General features: G+C 67.5%; 20 protein-coding genes and 1 tRNA gene. 15 read left to right on the plus strand and 6 right to left on the minus strand.

Translation table 11 applies throughout. The annotated features are described in order from the left end of the window. Positions 1 to 349: 349 nt before the first annotated feature. Entirely contained in the window at positions 350 to 3,775 is a 3,426-nt protein-coding gene (locus tag WBG06_RS25600) for a M36 family metallopeptidase (RefSeq protein WP_336740517.1), read from the minus strand. A 154-nt stretch (positions 3,776 to 3,929) separates the two neighbouring features. Between WBG06_RS25600 and WBG06_RS25605 the strand changes: the two genes are divergently transcribed. From WBG06_RS25605 to WBG06_RS25660, 12 genes are all read left to right on the plus strand, one after another. Next, entirely contained in the window at positions 3,930 to 4,709 is a 780-nt protein-coding gene (locus WBG06_RS25605) for an enoyl-CoA hydratase/isomerase family protein (RefSeq protein WP_336740519.1), read from the plus strand. A gap of 5 nt (positions 4,710 to 4,714) precedes the next feature. Further along, entirely contained in the window at positions 4,715 to 5,050 is a 336-nt protein-coding gene (locus tag WBG06_RS25610) for a hypothetical protein (protein WP_336740520.1), read from the plus strand. A 129-nt stretch (positions 5,051 to 5,179) separates the two neighbouring features. Further along, the gene (locus tag WBG06_RS25615; RefSeq protein WP_442945511.1) at positions 5,180 to 5,962 is read left to right on the plus strand and encodes an electron transfer flavoprotein subunit beta/FixA family protein; all 783 of its coding nucleotides are present in this window, start codon (positions 5,180 to 5,182) and stop codon (positions 5,960 to 5,962) included. Positions 5,963 to 5,985: 23 nt separating this feature from the next. Next, positions 5,986 to 6,939 (plus strand): electron transfer flavoprotein subunit alpha/FixB family protein, encoded by a 954-nt coding sequence (locus tag WBG06_RS25620; RefSeq protein ID WP_336740523.1) that lies wholly within the window; start codon positions 5,986 to 5,988, stop codon positions 6,937 to 6,939. Between the two features lie 130 nt (positions 6,940 to 7,069). After that, on the plus strand, positions 7,070 to 8,356 hold the full coding sequence (locus tag WBG06_RS25625) for a phospholipase D-like domain-containing protein (protein WP_336740525.1): 1,287 nt from the start codon (positions 7,070 to 7,072) through the stop codon (positions 8,354 to 8,356). A gap of 17 nt (positions 8,357 to 8,373) precedes the next feature. Further along, complete coding sequence (locus WBG06_RS25630; RefSeq protein WP_336740526.1) at positions 8,374 to 9,261, plus strand: phosphotransferase family protein; 888 nt, start codon at positions 8,374 to 8,376, stop codon at positions 9,259 to 9,261. Between the two features lie 62 nt (positions 9,262 to 9,323). Continuing rightward, entirely contained in the window at positions 9,324 to 10,574 is a 1,251-nt protein-coding gene (locus tag WBG06_RS25635; protein ID WP_336740528.1) for a glutamate-5-semialdehyde dehydrogenase, read from the plus strand. A gap of 29 nt (positions 10,575 to 10,603) precedes the next feature. Next, positions 10,604 to 10,765, plus strand: coding sequence for a hypothetical protein (locus WBG06_RS25640; protein ID WP_336740530.1), 162 nt, complete (start codon positions 10,604 to 10,606; stop codon positions 10,763 to 10,765). 11 nt (positions 10,766 to 10,776) lie between these two features. Beyond that, positions 10,777 to 11,439, plus strand: coding sequence for a nicotinate-nucleotide adenylyltransferase (gene nadD / locus WBG06_RS25645; protein ID WP_336740532.1), 663 nt, complete (start codon positions 10,777 to 10,779; stop codon positions 11,437 to 11,439). Further along, entirely contained in the window at positions 11,436 to 11,810 is a 375-nt protein-coding gene (gene rsfS, locus WBG06_RS25650; protein ID WP_336740533.1) for a ribosome silencing factor, read from the plus strand. The genes nadD and rsfS overlap by 4 nt, the downstream gene beginning before the upstream one ends. Positions 11,811 to 11,818: 8 nt before the next feature. After that, positions 11,819 to 12,439, plus strand: coding sequence for a histidine phosphatase family protein (locus WBG06_RS25655; RefSeq protein ID WP_336740534.1), 621 nt, complete (start codon positions 11,819 to 11,821; stop codon positions 12,437 to 12,439). A 63-nt stretch (positions 12,440 to 12,502) separates the two neighbouring features. Further along, a tRNA-Ala gene (locus WBG06_RS25660) sits at positions 12,503 to 12,575 on the plus strand. 491 nt (positions 12,576 to 13,066) lie between these two features. On the opposite strand, the gene WBG06_RS25665 is transcribed toward WBG06_RS25660, so the two are convergent. The 5 genes from WBG06_RS25665 to WBG06_RS25685 are packed head-to-tail and all read right to left on the minus strand — an operon-like array spanning position 13,067 to position 15,592. Further along, complete coding sequence (locus WBG06_RS25665) at positions 13,067 to 13,363, minus strand: hypothetical protein (RefSeq protein ID WP_336740536.1); 297 nt, start codon at positions 13,361 to 13,363, stop codon at positions 13,067 to 13,069. Beyond that, positions 13,360 to 13,713 carry a hypothetical protein gene (locus WBG06_RS25670; protein WP_336740538.1) on the minus strand — a complete coding sequence of 118 codons (354 nt, stop codon included), beginning with the start codon at positions 13,711 to 13,713 and terminating at the stop codon, positions 13,360 to 13,362. The genes WBG06_RS25665 and WBG06_RS25670 overlap by 4 nt, the downstream gene beginning before the upstream one ends. Position 13,714: 1 nt before the next feature. Continuing rightward, positions 13,715 to 14,965 carry a WXG100-like domain-containing protein gene (locus WBG06_RS25675; protein WP_336740540.1) on the minus strand — a complete coding sequence of 417 codons (1,251 nt, stop codon included), beginning with the start codon at positions 14,963 to 14,965 and terminating at the stop codon, positions 13,715 to 13,717. Next, entirely contained in the window at positions 14,962 to 15,267 is a 306-nt protein-coding gene (locus WBG06_RS25680; protein ID WP_336740542.1) for a WXG100 family type VII secretion target, read from the minus strand. Before WBG06_RS25680 ends, WBG06_RS25675 begins: the two co-directional genes overlap by 4 nt. Before the next feature lies 1 nt (position 15,268). Continuing rightward, complete coding sequence (locus WBG06_RS25685) at positions 15,269 to 15,592, minus strand: WXG100 family type VII secretion target (protein WP_336740544.1); 324 nt, start codon at positions 15,590 to 15,592, stop codon at positions 15,269 to 15,271. Positions 15,593 to 15,824: 232 nt separating this feature from the next. Here WBG06_RS25685 and WBG06_RS25690 point away from each other — a divergent pair, with 232 nt between their 5' ends. The 3 genes from WBG06_RS25690 to WBG06_RS25700 all read left to right on the plus strand — a co-directional run bounded on the left by WBG06_RS25690 (position 15,825) and on the right by WBG06_RS25700 (position 18,019). Then, positions 15,825 to 16,136, plus strand: coding sequence for a hypothetical protein (locus tag WBG06_RS25690; protein WP_336740546.1), 312 nt, complete (start codon positions 15,825 to 15,827; stop codon positions 16,134 to 16,136). Between the two features lie 73 nt (positions 16,137 to 16,209). After that, positions 16,210 to 17,307, plus strand: coding sequence for a hypothetical protein (locus WBG06_RS25695; RefSeq protein WP_336740548.1), 1,098 nt, complete (start codon positions 16,210 to 16,212; stop codon positions 17,305 to 17,307). Continuing rightward, entirely contained in the window at positions 17,300 to 18,019 is a 720-nt protein-coding gene (locus WBG06_RS25700; RefSeq protein WP_336740549.1) for an SMI1/KNR4 family protein, read from the plus strand. The genes WBG06_RS25695 and WBG06_RS25700 overlap by 8 nt, the downstream gene beginning before the upstream one ends. Positions 18,020 to 18,112: the final 93 nt, after the last annotated feature.

Consider the following 18,112-nt stretch of genomic DNA (forward strand, 5'->3'; position numbering starts at 1 on the left):
GACGTGATGCTCCTTCCGCCACGGACCAGATCCGTGGCATCACGCCGAGCCAGTTACACAAAGATTCCGACAGACCCTCCTGTTGTGCCCACGGGATCACCGCCGGATCCACGATCCGAACTACGGGTATGAGCGCTTGCCGAATGGGCGGATCCGGTTCACGCGCCGCACCTGACCCTGTCCGCAGACCTCCCGCTCGAAGGTGGGCTCCCCGTGTTCCGGAGCGTGGGGAACCTACCTTCGAGCGGGGAGATGTTCTTCCGTGGCGAAGCGCACACCCGAGTCGTTGCTCACCCGTGGGTGCGTTGGCCGAAGCCAGGCCGCCGCACCCCGGTCCGCAGGCCCGGCGTCACTGTCCGAAGACCTGCAGCTCTGCCGCATGAACGATCGTCCCGCGGTCGGAGCCGGTCTTGCAGTCGGTGGTCGTGAGCGGGTCGGCGTCCTGTTCACCGGCGTAGCCGTCGTAGCCGGTGCACTGGTTCTCCAGGGCCACCAGACGTACTGCTGCGGCGGCGGTGTCGGGGACGTCGAAGGTGCGCAGGGTGAGGTTGGGGGCGACCGGCCTCGGGCGCTTGCCGGGGAAGGCGTCGTCGGGCGAGGTGTAGAAGCGCTTCCAGGTCGCGCCGGCGGTGTTGCACGAGGCCACGCACGCCTCGAGGGCGAACTTCCGCAAGGCAGTGAAGCGGGAGCCTGAGTCGGCGTCGGTCTCGGTGGCGGGGGAGAGGTAGGCGCTCACGTTCACCTTGGTCACCGTGTGGGTGCCGCCGGTGAGGTCGACGGCGACCGACGGGGTGGTGGTGTCGACGTTGTCTTCGGTCACGCCGCCCCAGTTGGTGGCTTCCGTGCCGTCGATCAACGCGTCCGGGTTGCGGGAGCCCGCGGTCGAGGCGATCACCGTCGCTCCCTTGGCGGCGGCTGCGAGGTTCGTGACCGACGGGAAGGAGACCGTCTTGGCGGTCTCAGACGGGGAGACCGTGACCGTCTTGCGGTGGGCGCCTCCGGTCTTGGTGACGTAGAGGAACTCGTACGTCCCGGGGGTGAAGTGCGCCGACGACCCCATCGCGGTGTCGACCAGCGTGTCCGCGATCGGGGTGGCCCGGGCCTCGAAGCGGCCGACGTACACCTTGCCGGGCATGCTCGCGGGCGCGCTGAAGGTGACCTTGACGTTGCGCGAGGCCACAGAGGCGAAGCTCGGGGTGGGCTCGTGGTCGTCGGCGGTCGTGGTGGCGTACTGACCCATGCCTCGTCGGGCGAACGCATCGGCGATCACCTGGCGGTTGGCTCCGCCGAAGCGCATCTGGTCGGCGGCGAGGAAGGCGTCGCGGGCGTCCAGCATCGAGGCCGCGCCCTGCTGGAGCAGGAACGAGTCGAAGACCAGCTGGATCCAGCGGCGGTTGCCGGGGCAGTGGTCGGGCGCCAGCGGCGAGGCCGAGGTGGTGCCCACCGAGCAGCGTCGCTGCAGGGCCTTGTCGGCGTAGGGGTGGGTGGCGTCGTACTTGTCGACCAGCGCCTGCCGTACCGACCACATCGTGCCGTTCCAGATCTCGCCGTCGGCGTGGACCTCGGGCCCGGTGGAGTCGAAGCCGTAGTCGGAGAAGTTGAGCGGGTTCTTGTCGATCGCGAAGTCACGGATCGCGACGTCGGTGTTGCCGGTGGCGTAGGAGCCGACCGCCCAGGGGCTGCCGCCGTTGTCGAGGTCGTGGGCGAACATGTGCTCGGCGGCGGCCAGGTCGCTCCAGGACTCGCCCATCGCGCCACCCTGCTCGGAGGTGAGCCCGTCGTCCGGTCCGCCGACCATCCGGTTGGAGATGGCGTGGGTGTATTCGTGGCCCACGATCCCGAAGTCCAGCGAACCGTCGGTGCAGGGCGCGTAGAAGGCGCCGGCGGCGGGCTGGAAGAGGTATTGGTTGGTGATGCCCGGCACGCCGTCCATCAAGGTGAGCTGGTTGGCGTTGTTGCGGCCGGTCAGCAGCCCGCTCTGCTCGATGATCTGCGAGTCGAGCGCGGCGGCCTGGGCGTTGCCGACCTCGGCGTCGAGCCCACGCCCGCCACGGCCGAGGTTGTCGGTCTGCAGGTTGTAGTTCTCCTCGGTGAAGCCGAGGAAGTACGACCAGTCGTGCATCCGGTTGTGGCTGGCGAACAGGTTGCCGACCACGTAGTTCACGTCGTTGCCGCCGGGCACCAGCGTCGTCGGCGAGCACTTGGAGTTGTTCCAGGCGTCGGTGAACTTCCCGGTGTAGTCACGTACCGGCGAGACCGGAGCCTGCTCCAGACCACCCGCGGCCAGCGGCGAGAGCCAGCCCTCGTGGGTGTTGGCGTTGTTGCCGATGGTCGTCAGGGAAGGTACGCCGACGGTCGTGTTCAGCAGCGTGTCCCACGGGCCGGCGTTGGCCAGGCTCTTCAGCTCCGGACCGGTGCACTCGGCGACCTTGGTCCAGCAGGCGATCACGTCGTTGGCGGGGACCGCGTCGCTGCCGGTCGACGCGGCGTCGGGGGTGCCGGGGAAGTAGGACCAGCGCGGGTTGCTGCCCGGCAGGTCACCCGTCTCTGCGCCGGCGTCGGAGGAGGCCACGGTCACCGTGTAGCTGCCCGCCAGGAGCGAGTCGTCGAAGGGACAGACCTGGACCGCGTACGTCCCCGGCTCGATCTTGTCCGCGGTGTAGGTCGCGGTCTCGGGGCTGGTGAGCAGGTCCCCCTCGACCAGCAGCTTGCCGTCGGGGGCGAAGAGCTTCACGGTGAAGTCGTCGGTGGGCAGCCCGACCGCGACCGCGGCCAGCGTGCGGGTCTTGTCGTCGGCGATCTCGAAGGGGTGCTTGGGTCCGCAGGCGTTCAGCGCGGTGCCGGTGAACGGTCCTTCGATGTCGTTCTCGTGGTCGACGTTGTCGCGACGCAGGAGCACCTCACCGGTCACCGCGTCGACGAGCACCGTCTGCCCCAGCAGGGTCGCGGCGGCCGAGTCGACCACGGTGGCCTGGAAGACGGGGCGCACGCCCTCGCCGGGGACCGGGAAGGCCCGCAGCCGCACCAGCTGGTCGGTCGCCAGGCCGGGCACGGTCAGCTTCGTCCAGTCCGTCAGCTTCGCGGCGGCGTCGGTGACGATCTCGCCGACCTTCGAGCCCGTGACCGGCCGGCCGGCGGAGGCCGCAGCCTTCAGCCATGCCTCGGTCGGGCTCAGCTTCGCCCCGGCGACGCTCCCGGTCACCTTGGACAGCGACGAGGAGACGTAGGCGATGTCGCCGTCGGCCACCCCGACGGTGACCAGGCCCTCGGTGGCGGCGGAGAGGCCGTCGTAGGTCTGCCGGAACAGGACCGCGTGGCCGCCGTTCGCGGCGAACTTCTGGTCGCTGACCAGCTCCAGGTCGCTCATCTGGGTCGCGGAGAGCCCGAAGACCGCCGCGTTGTCCTCGAGGAACCCGCGGGCAGCCGCGACCGGGTCGGACGAGACGGCCCGGGCCAGCACGCCGTCGGCGGCGATCAGCGACGTCGGTGTGCCATGGGCGTTCCAGCGGATGTCGACAGCGTCGAGCGCCGTGGCGGCGGACTCCTGGGCCGAGGTGGGCAGCACGCGGTCGCGTACGTCCAGGCCGGCATCGGCCTCGTGACCGAGCAGCCCGCCGGAGCGGGCCGAGTCGGACGTGTCGGAGACGCCGGCGGCGTCATCGGTAGCGGAGAGCGCGGCACCCGAGACCGGCGTCGCCAGCACGAAGGCGCCGAGGGCGATGCTCAGTGCGGCGCCGAGGCTCACCCTGGTGCGACTGGAACGTGTTTCGGTCATATAGGCCAAACGTCCCTTTACTGGCTGGGGTTACGCGATACACGCAACGCCTGTACCGCGAACCCGCCCACGCGAGGTGGAAGGCACCCGATAGTGTTCCCGACACATGTAACCGCCTTCACAGGCAGGCCAACGACAGACAGGGAGCGCCACGATGGGTGACTTCGTCAACCTCACCGTCGAGGACGGCGTCGGCACGATCCGACTCGACCGTCCCAAGATGAACGCGATCAGCTTCCAGGTGCAGGCCGAGCTGCTCGAGGTCGCGACCGAGGCGGCGGCCGACGACGACGTACGCGCCGTGGTCGTCTACGGCGGCGAGAGACTCTTCGCCGCCGGCAACGACGTCAAGGAGATGGCCGGCCTCTCCTACTCGGAGATGGCCAAGCGGGTCGCGGGTGTGCAGGCCGCGGTGACGGCGGTCGCCGAGATCCCCAAGCCGGTGGTGGCTGCGGTGACCGGCTACGCGTTGGGCGGCGGGTGCGAGCTCGCGCTCGCGGCCGACTTCCGGATCGCCGCAGAGGACGCCACCTTCGGTCAGCCGGAGGTTCTGCTCGGCATCATCCCGGGTGCCGGTGGCACCCAGCGCCTGGCGCGGCTGGTCGGGCCGTCCACGGCCAAGGACCTGATCTTCTCGGGGCGCTTCGTCAAGGCAGACGAGGCGCTTGCAATCGGCTTGGCCGACCGGCTCGTGCCGGCGGCCTCGGTCTACGAGGAGGCGCTCGCGTGGGCGAGCCAGTTCACGACAGCGGCCCCGTACGCCCTGGCGGCGGCGAAGACGGCGATCGACAAGGGTCTCGGAGTGGACCTCGCCACCGGGCTCGCCATCGAGCAACAGCAGTTCGCGGGCGTGTTCGCGACGCAGGACTCTCAGACCGGGATGACGTCGTTCCTGGAGAACGGCCCCGGCAAAGCGAAGTTCGAAGGGAAGTGACTCTCGTGTCCGACACCAAGACGTCCACCGGTCCTGGCGTGGTCAAGACGGTCCGGTCCTACGCCGCCAGAGTGGTCTGGGTGGTCTCGCTGATCGCCGCGCTGGCGCTGGCGATCGGCGCGCTGCTGATCGCGCTGAACGCCAACCAGGACAACACCCTCGTCAAGTTCGTGCTCGACGCCGCAGACGTCGCCGACCTGGGGCTCTTCTCCCGTGACAACGGCATCAAGCAGTTCGGCGGCGAGGACGCGGAGACCAAGAACGCGCTCTTCAACTGGGGCATCGGTGCGCTGGCCTGGCTGATCGTCGGCCGGATCGTGGCCGGTGTCATCAGGCCCTGACGTCATGTGACATTCTCAACGCGAAGGCACCTGTCATCCGTATGTGACTGACCGGTAACATCGCTGGCGAACTACGACCATTCCAGGAGGGGCCGGCAAGGCCGCACCATCATGAACATTGTTGTGCTTGTGAAGTACGTACCGGACGCGACCGCGGACCGGCAGTTCGAGGACGACTTCACCGTCGACCGCGTGAACGTCGACGGTCTGCTCTCCGAGCTCGATGAGTACGCGGTCGAGCAGTCGTTGCAGATCAAGGAGAAGCGTGACGGCGAGGAGATCACCGTCACCGCGCTGACCGTTGGTCCTCAGGCTGCCGAGGCTGCTGTGCGCAAGGCGCTGCAGATGGGTGCCGACAAGGGCGTCCACGTCGTCGACGACGCGATCGCCGGCTCGGACGCCATCGCCACCTCGCTGGTGCTCGCGAAGGCGATCGAGAAGCTCGGTGCCGAGACCAAGGTCGACCTCGTGGTCGGCGGTCTGGCTTCGACCGACGCCGGCATGAGCGTCGTCCCGGCGATGCTGGCCGAGCGTCTCGGCCTGCCGCAGGTCACCCTCGCCTCGGTCGTCGAGACCCAGGGCGACCAGATCCGCATCAAGCGTGACGGCGACGTCGCCACCGAGGTCATCGGCGGCACGCTGCCGCTGGTCCTCTCGGTCACCGACCAGTCGGGCGAGGCTCGCTACCCGTCGTTCAAGGGCATCATGGCGGCCAAGAAGAAGCCGCTGGAGACGTGGTCGCTGGGCGACCTCGGCGTCGACGCCGCCCAGGTCGGTCTCGGTGCCGCCTACACCGCGGTCGAGGAGACGGCGGCCCGCCCGCCGCGCACCGCCGGTGAGATCGTCACCGACGAGGACGGCTCGGGCGCCAAGGCGCTGGCCGAGTTCCTCGCGTCCAAGAAGTTCATCTGAGGCCGAGAAGGGATATCTGAATCATGGCTGAAGTTCTCGTTCTCATCGACCACGTAGGTGGTCAGGTCAAGAAGCCGACCTACGAGCTGCTGACCCTCGCCGCCAAGCTCGGCGAGCCCTCCGCTGTCTACATCGGCGGTGCCGACGGTGCCGCTGGTGCCGCGGAGGCCGTCAAGGGCTACGGCGCAGAGAAGGTGTACGTCATCGACGACGCCCAGATCAAGGGCTACCTGGTCGCCCCGAAGGCCGAGGCGATCGCCCAGCTGGCCGGCGCCGCCTCCCCGGCAGCGATCCTGCTCCCGAGCTCCGCGGAGAACAAGGAGGTCGCGGCCCGCCTCGCGATCAAGCTCGACTCCGGTCTGATCACCGACGCCGTCGACCTCGACGAGTCCGGTGTGGCCACCCAGTCCGTGTTCGCGGGCAACTACACCGTCAAGGGCAAGGTCACCAAGGGCACCCCGATCATCACGGTGAAGCCCAACTCGGCCGCTCCGGTCGAGAAGGACGGCGCCGCCGCGGTCACCCCGTTCGAGGTGACCATCTCGGATGCCGCCAAGACCGCTCAGATCGTGGCCTCCCAGCCGCGTAAGGCGTCGGGTCGTCCCGAGCTCACCGAGGCCGCGATCGTGGTCTCCGGTGGTCGTGGCACCGGCGGCGACTTCTCCGCCGTCGAGGGGCTCGCCGACGCGCTCGGTGCCGCGGTCGGCGCCTCGCGTGCCGCGGTCGACTCGGGCTGGATGCCGCACACCTTCCAGGTCGGTCAGACCGGTAAGACCGTCTCCCCGCAGCTCTATGTGGCCAACGGGATCTCCGGTGCGATCCAGCACCGTGCCGGTATGCAGACCTCGAAGACCATCGTCGCGGTCAACAAGGACGAGGAGGCACCGATCTTCGAGCTCGTCGACTTCGGTGTGGTGGGCGATCTGCACACGGTCCTCCCGGCCGTCACCGAGGCCGTGAAGGCCGCCAAGGGCTGACGAACGAGGCCCCGTACGACCTCGAGAAACCCGTTGCCGAGCACCGCTCGGTGACGGGTTTCTCACGTTTGGCAGCAAGTTTGGGGAATTGGCGTTGCGGGCCATACGTCGCTGGGTATAGTCCGGGCTCATGTGGGTCAATTTGCTGAGGTCGAAGACGACCCGGAAGATCTCGATCGCTTCGGCTGTGGCGGGTTGCGTCGCGGCGCTGGTCGTGGCGACGATGTCCGTCATCTCGACACCGGCAACCGCGGCGACGTGGTCGCCTCCGGCTGGACCGTTCTTCAACAACCCGACAGGGAATGCGTCGCAGCGCAACTTCGTCGTGCACCGGATCAACAACAGCATCCGTTATGCCGCGAAGGGCTCCTACATCCGGTTCGTCACCTACAACCTGGACCGTGCTGACACCGTCGATCAGCTGATCGCGGCACACAAGCGTGGTGTCCACGTGCAGATCCTGACGAACCGGAAGATGTGGAGCAGCGGCGAGCGGAAGCTGGCCGAACGTCTCGGCACCAAGCGCTCCCGCGCGAGCTTCATCTACGGCTGCGCCGGTGCGTGCCGTGGATATGACAAGGGCAACCTGCACATCAAGATCCACTCGTTCACCCAGGTCGGCACCAAGCGCAACATCCTGATCAACAGCTCCGGCAACCTCGGTGGCGGCGCGGCCGGCTCGCAGTGGAACGATGCCCAGACGATCTACGCCAACGACAGCCTCTGGCGCACCTGGCTGCGGATGTTCAACGAGCTCAAGGCCGACCGTAAGGCTTCGCCGCGTTACGTGTCGTGGTCCGGCGGAGGCACCTCGGTCGGATTCCAGCGCACGCGTCCGGGCACGACCAGCGACGAGATCTATGCCCGCGGCACCGGCGACCGGGTGATCGACCGGCTGCGTCAGGTCGGGTGCCGTGCGCCGAGCGGTTACGGCACCAAGGGCAAGACGATCCTGCGAGTCCACATGTACGCGTGGTACGGACGACGTGGCGAGCGCATCGCCGATGAGGTGGTCCGGCTGAAGAAGCGCGGCTGTGTGGTCCGGGTGATCGGCTCGGTGACCAGCGACGTGGTCTACCGCAAGCTCCGACGGGTCGGCATCCCGGCGCGCGACGCGGCCTGGGACTGGGGGCGCAAGACGTCCACCAGCGGCGACAAGATCGTCTACGGGTCGCGCTGCTACTCCCACTACAAGTGGATGAGCGTCAACGGCGCCTTCGCCGGCCGGGGCACCACCAGCGTCTGGACCGGCTCGGAGAACTGGTCGCCGCCCTCGTTCAGCAACGACGAGGTCACCTTCCGGTTCACCTCGAAGAGCTACTACAACGCCTACACCGACCGCTTCAACAGGATGTGGAACAGCTCGAACGCCACTCACCGGATCTACTCGGAGCCGAAGCGCCGTCCCTGCGCATGACCGGATAGCCTCGCGCGGTGAGTTTCGGTGAACTGGGCGGGGGCCTCCGGCCGCTCGAGGGCGGCTGGTCGGGCGAGACGTTCCTGGCAGAGGTCGGCGGTGATAGGTCGGTCGTGCGGATCTTCGCCGACCCACGCCACCACTCGCAGGCTGCGGAGATCCACGAGGCCCTGCACCGTCTGGTGCGGGGCCTCGTCCCCGTTCCCGGCGTCTTGGAGGTGCGCCGCGCCGACCCGGCCACAGGCGCTCCCGCCCTGCTGGTGACCGAGTACGTCGACGGCGTACGCGGGGATCTGCTGCTGCCGGACCTGGACGAGGAGCAGCAGGGCAGGCTCGGGCGTGGTCTGGGGGAGATCGCGGGCACGCTGGCCGGGATGCCGTTCCTGACCGCCGGGACCTTTGCCGACAGCGAGCTGCGGGTCGAGGCGTTCGCGGTGGACCTGACCGAGTGGGTCGAGTCCTACGCGGATCGTCTCGACTGGTCATCGGCCGATCTGGACGGGCTGCGCGATGTGGCCGCCGACGCCCAGGACCTCCTCGACACCGTCGGCAGGGTGAGCCTGGTGCACAGCGACCTCAATCCGAAGAACATCATCCTCGACCCGGAGGCGCTCGATGTGCGTGCGGTCCTCGATTGGGAGTACGCCCACGCAGGCTCGCCGTTCACAGACCTCGGCAACCTGCTGCGCTTCGACCGCGCCGAGGCGTACGTCGCAGGTGTTCTGGAGGGCTACGTCTCCGTGCGCGGGGGCAGTACGTCGGAGGCCCTCGACCTGGCCCGCGCCGCGGACCTGGTCGCCCTGGTGGAGCTCGGTGCGCGGCGTACCGAGAACCCCGTGGCCGACCACGCGCACGATCTCCTGCTCGCGATCGCCCGGACCGGCGACCTCCACGCCGGTTCGTAGTCCAGCGGTCCGCACGGCGAACGGGTGGTGGCGGGGCACCGGGTAGGTCCTAGGCTTCTCCTATGAGTGCAGAGGCAGTGATCCGTGAGGTGGCGGCGAAGGCACGCGAGGCGAGCTACGAGCTCGCGGTCGCGCCGCGCAGCGTGAAGGACGCGGCGCTGCACGCGATGGCCGACGCGCTCCTCGAACGCGCCGACGAGGTGCTGGAGGCGAACGCCAGCGACGTCGCCCGCGCCGAGGCGTCGGGCAGCCCCGCCAACATCGTCGACCGGCTCACCCTGACGCCGGAGCGCCTCGACGGCATCGCCGCCGCGCTGCGCGAGCTGGCCGCGCTCCCGGACCCGGTCGGAGACGTCGTACGCGGCAGCATCCTCGCCAACGGTCTCGAGCTGCGCCAGGTGCGGGTGCCGTTCGGCGTCGTCGGGATGATCTACGAGGCGCGGCCCAACGTCACCGTCGACGCGGCCGGGATCTGCCTGAAGTCCGGCAACGCCGCGCTGCTGCGCGGCTCCTCCAACATCGCGGCCAGCAACGGGGCGATCGGATCCGTGCTCCGTGACGCCGTCGCCTCTGTGGGTCTCCCGGCCGACGTGATCCAGGTCGTGCCCGGTGAGGGCCACGACTCGGTCAAGGCGCTGATGCGAGCGCGCGGCCTGGTCGACGTGCTCATCCCGCGCGGTGGCGCCGGACTGATCCGCAGCGTGGTCGAGGAGTCCACGGTGCCGGTCATCGAGACCGGGGTGGGCAACGTCCACGTCTACGTCGACAAGGCGGCCGATCTCGACAAGGCGCTCGCGATCGTCGTCAACTCCAAGACCCAGCGCACCAGCGTGTGCAACTCGGCCGAGTCGCTGCTGGTGCACGCCGACATCGCCAAGGAGTTCCTGCCCCGCGTGATCCCGGCGCTCCAGGAGCGTGGTGTCCTGATCACGGGGGACGAGGCCTTCCAGGCCTATGACAAGGTCGAGCCGGTCACCGACGAGGACTTCGCGGCCGAGTTCCTGGCGCTGAAGATCAGTGCCGCGGTCGTACCTTCCCTCGATGCCGCCGTCCAGCACATCCGCCGCTGGTCGAGCGGGCACACCGAGGCGATCGTCACCGAGGACCTGAGCGCCGCCCGGCGGTTCACCGCCGCGGTCGACTCTGCGGCGGTCATGGTCAACGCCTCGACGCGGTTCACCGACGGCGGCGAGTTCGGCTTCGGTGCGGAGATCGGGATCTCCACCCAGAAGCTGCACGCCCGCGGTCCGATGGGGCTGCCGGAGATGACCTCGACGAAGTACGTGGTCACCGGCGACGGCCATGTGCGCTAGCCGGCTGAGGGCAAGGTAATCTGTGCGCCATGTCGAACTCTGTTGTGTCGAGCATCATCACCTCCGCTGAGCACGGGGCCGAGCACGGCACCTCTGGCATCGAGTGGGTCATCGGCGGCGTGGCCCTGGCCGTGCTGGTCTTCGCGCTGCTGGCCCTGGTCTGGTTCGCCGGCGGCCGTGAGCACTCCTGAGCACTGATCCGATGGGCAGCGGGGGAGCGCCCGAGCCGGGTCTGGAGGGCCTGACCGGCAAGCGCCGTGTCGGGGTGATGGGCGGCACGTTCGATCCCATCCACCACGGCCACCTGGTGGCGGCCTCGGAGGTGCAGTCCTTCTTCGACCTCGACGAGGTCGTCTTCGTGCCGACCGGCGACCCGTGGCAGAAGGCCGACCGGGACGTCTCGCCGGCCGAGCACCGCTACCTGATGACGGTCATCGCGACCGCCGCGAACCCGCGCTTCACGGTGAGCCGGGTCGACATCGACCGGGCGGGCCGGACCTACACCATCGATACGCTGCGCGATCTGGCCAAGGCGCTGCCGGACTCCGAGCTCTACTTCATCACCGGGGCCGATGCGCTCGCCGAGATCTTCACCTGGCGTGACACCGACGAGCTCTTCGAGCTCGCCCAGTTCGTAGGCTGCACCCGTCCGGGCTACTCCATGGATCCCGACGTCATCGCGAAGATCCCCGCCGACCGCATCACCATGCTGGAGATCCCGGCTCTGGCGATCTCCTCCTCCGACTGCCGCCAGCGGCGTCACCGCGGCGAGCCGGTCTGGTATCTCGTCCCTGACGGCGTGGTGCAGTACATCGGCAAGCACGACCTCTACCGCAAGACTCCCTCAGACAAGGACCGCGTATGACCGCGACCGAGCACGCCATCGAGCTCACCATCACCGCTGCCCGGGCAGCCTCGGAGAAGAAGGCCGGACACATCCTCGCCTTCGACGTCAGCGACCAGCTGGCCATCACCGACGCCTTCGTCCTCGCTTCCGCACCCAACGAGCGTCAGGTGCAGTCGATCGTCGACGAGGTCGAGCTGAAGCTGCGCGACCTCGGCTCCAAGCCGTTGCGGCGCGAGGGCCACAAGGAGGGCCGTTGGGTGCTGCTCGACTACGGCGAGATCGTCGTGCACGTCCAGCACGAGGAGGAGCGCCAGTTCTACGCCCTCGAGCGGCTCTGGCGCGACTGCCCGTCGATCCAGCTGCCTGCCGACGTCGTCTCCGAGAGCTGACCGCTCCCGTGACTCGTCGCATCGTCCTGCTCCGCCACGGCGTGACGCCCTGGAACGCCGACGGCCGTTATCAGGGCCAGACCGACATCGAGCTGGCCGAGACCGGCCACCAGCAGGCCAAGGCCGCCGCTCGTGCCCTCGGGACGACCTTCTCCGTCACCCACCTCGTCTCCTCGGACCTGATGCGGGCGCGGCAGACAGCTGCGTACGTCGCCGAGGAGACCGGCCGGGAGGCCGCCTACGACCCGCGCCTGCGGGAGGTCTGCGCAGGGGAGGCCGAGGGGATGAACCGCGCCCAGATCCACAAGCGCTTCGGTGAGATGCCGGCCAGCTGGGAACCCCACGGCGGGGAGTCCTGGCCCACCGTCGCGGCGCGCTTCAGCGCCGCCCTTCACGACATCGCCGAGGCCGTCGCGCCCGGCGAGACCGTGGTCGTCGTCGCCCACGGCGGTGCCATCCGCCAGGGCCTGGCCGCGTTCCTCGGCTGGGATCCGTCCGTCGTCACCACCCTGGCCCCGCTGACGAACTGCGCCTGGATCGAGCTCGTGGCCCGGGAGTCCGCCCACGGACTCATCCCGTCGGCGCCTTGGCGGCTTGCGACGTACGGAACGGGGGCCCCGATTTCGTGATCGGAAGAGGGTTCCGCTACTGTTCTTCTCGTTGCCCGGGGTGATCGACCGGGACAACGCCACGGGGGTGTGGCGCAGCTGGTAGCGCATCTGCATGGCATGCAGAGGGTCAGGGGTTCGAGTCCCCTCACCTCCACCGAAATAGCAGGTCAGGGCCGTGTTCTGAATCCTAACTAAGGGATTTGAATACGGCCCTGACTCGCATTTTGCCGCGTTAGTTGTTCCGGTTTCGGAGTCTCTGCGTGCCGGCTCGGACTGCTGCGAACCAACTCGGACGCGCAGACTGCTCCTGCCGCTCGAGCCACCGGACCGGCGGAGGTCGGCACCGGAGTCGGCACCCGGCCTCGGCGTACGCGACTTCCATGGCCTGATGGATCAGCAGGACGTTCTTTTAAGCTTCTGCTGCGGAACCTCGCAGCGAACTCCAACGCCCGGCGCCAGTCCATCGCCGGTGACGAGTGCGTTGACCGCGTCGGCGAGGCGTTCATGGAGTGCTGCGAGGTTGGCCTCGCGGTCCTCACGGCTCTGCTTGGTCCTCATGGACCTTAGGTGCGGGCGCCATCCCCGGGATGGCTGAGAACGGAAAGGTCGTTGACAGGGCGAGGCAGGCTGTGGCGAAGCGGGAGACTACTCATCACCTGCGAGGTACGCCTCGCCTTCGCGTAGTTGTTGTTCGCGCTCGGCGGGCGACAGTTGCGCCCAGTTTTCTTCGAAGGCGTGCATGCCATCGGTCGTGAGTTGGGCGAACTCTTCGTTATTCGCCAACTCACGAATGTGCCGTCGCCCTGCGAGCACGTCCTGGACTTCGTCGCCGAGTGTGGTTCCTGCGGCTTGTTGCGCGAGCACCCGGAGTGAGTTTCGAAGTACCTGTGCTGAGCGCTCGTCGCCGGTGAAGTCCTCGAGGCCGTCGGATGCGTCGGTCATTGGGTCTCTCCTCGCAGCGCCTTGAGGATTCGTGGCGCCTCCGCAGTAAGCGGGCCGGGGAGCAGTTCGGGGCTGCTGAGCTGGAAGAGGGCATCGTTGAGATCGTCTTCATGACCGGGCTGACGACCGATGTCGTCGCGCGAGTCGATGGCGTCGGCCCATGCGGTGCCTTCGTCCGGGCTGAGCTTGCCGTCGATGATGTCTGTCAGGACGCTGGCGACGTGTTCGACACGGAGGTCGATGAGTTCTTCCTCGTCCCAGGGGAAGCGCTTGAGGGCTGCGTGTGCCTCGGCGGTGGGGATGCGGCGGTTGAGGAGGTCGTCGAGGATCTGAAGTCGGTTCTCGCTCATGTCACATCTTCTCCTTGATGTGGACGATCTTGCCGTCCGGGGCGTAGGTCGTCTTGACGTAGCTCACGGTGTCGCCGGCCTCATCGACGATCTTGGTGTATTCCGCGTACGACCCGGGGACTCGCCCTGGCACCTTTGACGTGTAGACGACGTCGCCGTTGTTGAGTTGCTTGACGATGGTCTCTTCGGCGTCCTTGGGGAGCTTCTTCTCGAACCGTTTGAGGTTCTTGCTCTGCTTCGCGTTGAGCGCGCCCCGGCCGATCGTCTTGCCTCGCTGTCCCTGCTTGAAGGTCTGGACGATCCTGCGCGCCTTCTTGAGCTTCTCGAACGCAAGCCGAACCCTCGCGATCTTCGACGCCTTGCTCGCGATCTGGCCCACCGCACGAGCCGCGCGCAGGCCGCGGAGCGCGGCCAGGACGAGTTTGGCATAGCGGATCGCACGGGCGGCGATCACACCACCGCCAACGACCGCAGCACCCCCGAAGGTGAAGAAGCTGAGACCGGCGCTGATCCCGGCGGTCACGCCGACCTCGATGGCGAGGTCCCTGAGCAGTCCCTTGATCGTTTCACGGGTCTCGTCGACCTGGCTGCCATAGTCGCGGCAGGCGTCGCCGAGCCCTTCGAGCCCATCGGCCAGGTCTTCGATGTCCGACTTGGTTCGTCGAATGACGCCGAGCGCGATGGTGATCTCAGGAGATCGCTGCGCCTCCAGGTGAGTCGAAGCCATCGACAGTTCATCGACCAGGCCACGCACGGCACTCGCGGCCGACTTCCATGCATCCGCAGCGGACCGGAGCTGGTCGGTATTGGCGCTGGGCCAGCCCCAGCCCTGGAGGTGGTCGACGATGTGATTCCACCAGTCCGGCATGTCGGCGTTGTCGCCACCCAGCGACGACGGCGGGGTGAAGGCCGGCGCGGTCTGGGGCTCCTTGGCATCCTCATTCACCGAGGGCTGCGGCTTGTTGTAGACCGACGCGGCGTTCGCCCGGCGATGATTCCGCCCGGACTCGTCGGCAGCGACAGCGAGAGCGCCAAGCCCGTCGACCAGCGCCGCGAAGGCGTTGACCGCCTCGATCGCCGACTCATCATAGGACTTCACGAACTCCTCGGAGCTCGTGTCATCCCCGCCGAGAGCCGTGTAACCGCCGAGCTTGCCCGTAAGCGTCTGGTAGGCACTTGCAGCGGCGGAGTTTGCGCTCAGCAACGCCTCGGTCGCGGAGTCGTACCCGCTGCCCTGAACGTCGATTCTCATTCGAACGCCTGCCACATGCTTGTATTGCTGTCTGCGGCAGCGGTGTAGTTCCCATGAGCCTGACGGGAGGCCGCCCGAAGGGCCGAGAGAGCAGCGTGCATGTCACGCATCCCGCGCGTCCACTGCGCGTGAGCCTCCTTGTGGGCCTGAGCCGCTAGCCCTTCGAACGTCTCGTGCAACGTGGCCATCTGACGCTCGAGATCACCCGTCAACGTCTCAAGATCACCCTCGCATCGCTCGAGACCGCTGATGACGGAGTCGAGCTCCTCGGCATCGATCTTGAAGTTGTCGACGTCGCCCATGTCAGCCCAACCTCTCGATCAGCTTCGCTGAGATGGAGTCGGCCTGCTGCTGGGAGGCGTCGTCCTGCTGCACGAAGTCGTCGCGTGTCGCCGTGAGTAGATGTCCCATGCCGGCCAGCGCCTCGCGGACCTCATCGGCGGCCGCAACCCACTCGTCCCATGCTTCGCTGACCGAGTCGGCCGCGACGCCGGTCCATCCGCCACCGAGAAGGCTGCGCATCTGACGGTCTGCGGTCGTCTTGCTCGTCGCGATCCGGTCCACCGCGGTGTCTACGTCACCGAGCGCGCGATTAAAAGCAGCCAGCGTCATGGCCGTGGTCGTCATCGCGATCCCTCCGGCATCCTGGACATCTGGGTCATCGTGGGGGCTCCTCCCGATAGGCGCTGACTCTGCGATGGATTTGGTCTCGTATGCCTCTTACCGTGATAGCCGACTTCTCAAACCGGCTCAACGGTAAAATCCGCTCCGGCGGTCGGCGCCCTCGAGCCGTCCGGAGGGGCCGGTGAGTCTGCGGGTGCCACCTCCAACCGCATCGTCGTACGAGGTGGGTTGAGAGATGGGTATCGACATCACGCTGTGGCGGGTCGAGAAGCCTGGCACGAGCCCGCGCCGCTGGCGCCGACATCGGGTGGCTACCTACATCGATTCCGACGCGTCCTTCACCCACGCCTGCGCCTCGTCGGGCCTGCCGATGCTCTCACGGGCAGACCCGTACGGCTCGTTGGTGCTCTCGGGGGAGGAGATGGATCCGTTCACCGCCGAGGTGGCCAGCCTCGACATCGACCCGACGGTGTGTACGGAGGTCTTGGCGTTGGCCCGAAGCTGCGCAAGCCTTTCCGACCATGAGCTTCACCTCGACGGCGACTGAATCAGCCGGCCGGTCGACTTCCGTTTCCCCGGCGGAAACTTCAGTGCGCTGCCAGGAAGGAGATGGCTACGGTATGCCGGTGCTGACCCTCGTCCATGACCCCGACGCCGCGTGGCTCCCTGAAGGCGGCGTCGCGGAGGTTGTCCTTGCGGACAGCGGGGAGGAGATGCCAGGTCCGGTCGGTCTGGTGCGCCTTCAAATCACAGACGATGCTGGGCGGATCTTCTGTATGGCCAGAAGTGGTGGCCGTCCGGGTTGGGACCTGCCGACGGCGCTGGTAGGAAGCGCGGACCCGGTAGTGGTGATCGATGACCTCACTGTTGCTGTGTTCGGGACACAGCAGCCCGTCGTGCTTGTTGGGGCTGTGCGCAACGTTTCGCTCGCAGAGGGCGACTACGAGTGGCCGAGCCCGGTCGCGTACTTCTGCGTCTACCGTCCTACGACCAGTTCGCCACCGGTCGTTGAAGGTGTGTGGTTGACGCCAGTGGAAGCCGCTGTGGAGCTGTATGAACGGCATTGGTGGCCCTTGGTGACGGTCGATGCGGATGCCGTCCGCGAACTGTCCGAGGAACTGCAGATCGCATGGGGTTACTGGCTCGACGGTACGGATCGCGACCGTGTCCGAGTCGTCGATTCGGCGGTCGAGGCGTTGGTTGTAGGCCTAGATTCGCCCTCGTTGCGAGAATTGGCGGGTGTCGACAAGGACGCATCCTGGGGCGAGATCGACAATCTGATCCTGCGCATCGTCGATGAGTTGGGCGTTCCGCATCCCACCGAGGAGAGTTCGTTGCGTCTTGATCTGCGGCGCCGCTCGGCGAAGGTGCTTGTCGGTGAGGTAGAGCCCATCGATCTCGCGGCATGGGGGCATCGGCGGGTCGGGCACGACGGTCCGGCTGACTTGCGAGCGCTGACACTTCTGGATGAGGAGTACACGTTCTTGGAGGAAGTCGTCCCCTATTGGGTGGTCGAGGACCGGCCCGCGCAGATGGAGGCACTCGACCGGGTCGTACGTGACCTGGCCGCGGCTGTGGTTGAAGGCGAGACCGACCTCAGCCGATTCGTTCCCGAGCGCTGGGTCACAGATGCGGCGCGAACGGTCGGAACGGCCAAGCCTTCCCCTCTGAGTCGGGTCCTGAAGAGGTGCAGGCTGTGGGGGAGGAATGATGCTTGACTGGCAGCAGGTCACCGAGCGGTTGGAAAGACTTCGAGCCAACGACTCGGAGTTCAAGGTCTTTGGCGCGCGAACCCGGGGAACTGGGCACACCTGGCTTCTGGCACCGACGCTTTCCGCCGACGAGGTGGAGGAGGCCGAGGCCCAGTTGCGAATCAGGTTTCCCGAGGACTATCGGGCGTTTCTGCTCGAGGTCGGTGCTGGCGGAGCAGGGCCGGGTTATGGCCTGCCTGCGCTGTCGAAGGAACCTGACGGATGGCGCTGGGTGAATGATGGCGGCGATACGCAGCTGGGTCTCCTTGATGTCGCGGCGCTCTCCCATGAGCAGATCGAGCAGGAGTGGGAGGAGCACGAGGCCCGCGAGCCGCGACGAGGGGACTTCCAGTTGCACAGCGCCTTCAATGAGGCGTACGGATCGTGGCGCGCAGCCGATGACGCGCTCTACCACCGTCAGTTCATTGGCTCGATCCCGCTGAGCCACCAGGGTTGCGGCTGGTACGAGTGGCTGGTGGTCACCGGCCCCGAGCGGGGCAGTATCCGCGTCATCGGAGACGGATGCTTCCCGGTCGCCGACTCGTTCAGTGACTACTACCTGGAATGGCTCGACAAGGCCGAGGCGGAACTCCTCCGAAAGTACGCTGGTGACGAGGAATCCTCGACTCAGCCGAGGGATACCGCTCTTGCTCGGCTCCTCGGGTGGCTCACCAAGTGAGCGTCACCGACCCGAACTGGGAACAACGCGATCATGGAGCCTGCGGCTCACAAGGTGCTGTTCTGCGGGATCGCGGGGTGCGTCGTGCTCGGC

This window comes from Nocardioides sp. CCNWLW239 (assembly GCF_037137035.1).
Taxonomy (GTDB): domain Bacteria; phylum Actinomycetota; class Actinomycetes; order Propionibacteriales; family Nocardioidaceae; genus Nocardioides.

Bases quoted from the DNA above. Each gene is read 5' to 3' on its own strand.
- WBG06_RS25700 (WP_336740549.1), top strand. From the start codon at position 17,300: ATGCTTGACTGGCAGCAGGTCACCGAGCGGTTGGAAAGACTTCGAGCC.
- WBG06_RS25680 (WP_336740542.1), bottom strand. From the start codon at position 15,267: ATGGGCGACGTCGACAACTTCAAGATCGATGCCGAGGAGCTCGACTCC.
- WBG06_RS25695 (WP_336740548.1), top strand. From the start codon at position 16,210: ATGCCGGTGCTGACCCTCGTCCATGACCCCGACGCCGCGTGGCTCCCT.
- WBG06_RS25670 (WP_336740538.1), bottom strand. From the start codon at position 13,713: ATGAGCGAGAACCGACTTCAGATCCTCGACGACCTCCTCAACCGCCGC.
- WBG06_RS25640 (WP_336740530.1), top strand. From the start codon at position 10,604: ATGTCGAACTCTGTTGTGTCGAGCATCATCACCTCCGCTGAGCACGGG.
- WBG06_RS25685 (WP_336740544.1), bottom strand. From the start codon at position 15,592: ATGACGACCACGGCCATGACGCTGGCTGCTTTTAATCGCGCGCTCGGT.
- WBG06_RS25665 (WP_336740536.1), bottom strand. From the start codon at position 13,363: ATGACCGACGCATCCGACGGCCTCGAGGACTTCACCGGCGACGAGCGC.
- WBG06_RS25635 (WP_336740528.1), top strand. From the start codon at position 9,324: ATGAGTGCAGAGGCAGTGATCCGTGAGGTGGCGGCGAAGGCACGCGAG.
- WBG06_RS25690 (WP_336740546.1), top strand. From the start codon at position 15,825: ATGGGTATCGACATCACGCTGTGGCGGGTCGAGAAGCCTGGCACGAGC.
- WBG06_RS25605 (WP_336740519.1), top strand. From the start codon at position 3,930: ATGGGTGACTTCGTCAACCTCACCGTCGAGGACGGCGTCGGCACGATC.
- WBG06_RS25600 (WP_336740517.1), bottom strand. From the start codon at position 3,775: ATGACCGAAACACGTTCCAGTCGCACCAGGGTGAGCCTCGGCGCCGCA.
- WBG06_RS25675 (WP_336740540.1), bottom strand. From the start codon at position 14,965: ATGAGAATCGACGTTCAGGGCAGCGGGTACGACTCCGCGACCGAGGCG.
- rsfS (WP_336740533.1), top strand. From the start codon at position 11,436: ATGACCGCGACCGAGCACGCCATCGAGCTCACCATCACCGCTGCCCGG.
- WBG06_RS25620 (WP_336740523.1), top strand. From the start codon at position 5,986: ATGGCTGAAGTTCTCGTTCTCATCGACCACGTAGGTGGTCAGGTCAAG.
- nadD (WP_336740532.1), top strand. From the start codon at position 10,777: ATGGGCAGCGGGGGAGCGCCCGAGCCGGGTCTGGAGGGCCTGACCGGC.
- WBG06_RS25625 (WP_336740525.1), top strand. From the start codon at position 7,070: ATGTGGGTCAATTTGCTGAGGTCGAAGACGACCCGGAAGATCTCGATC.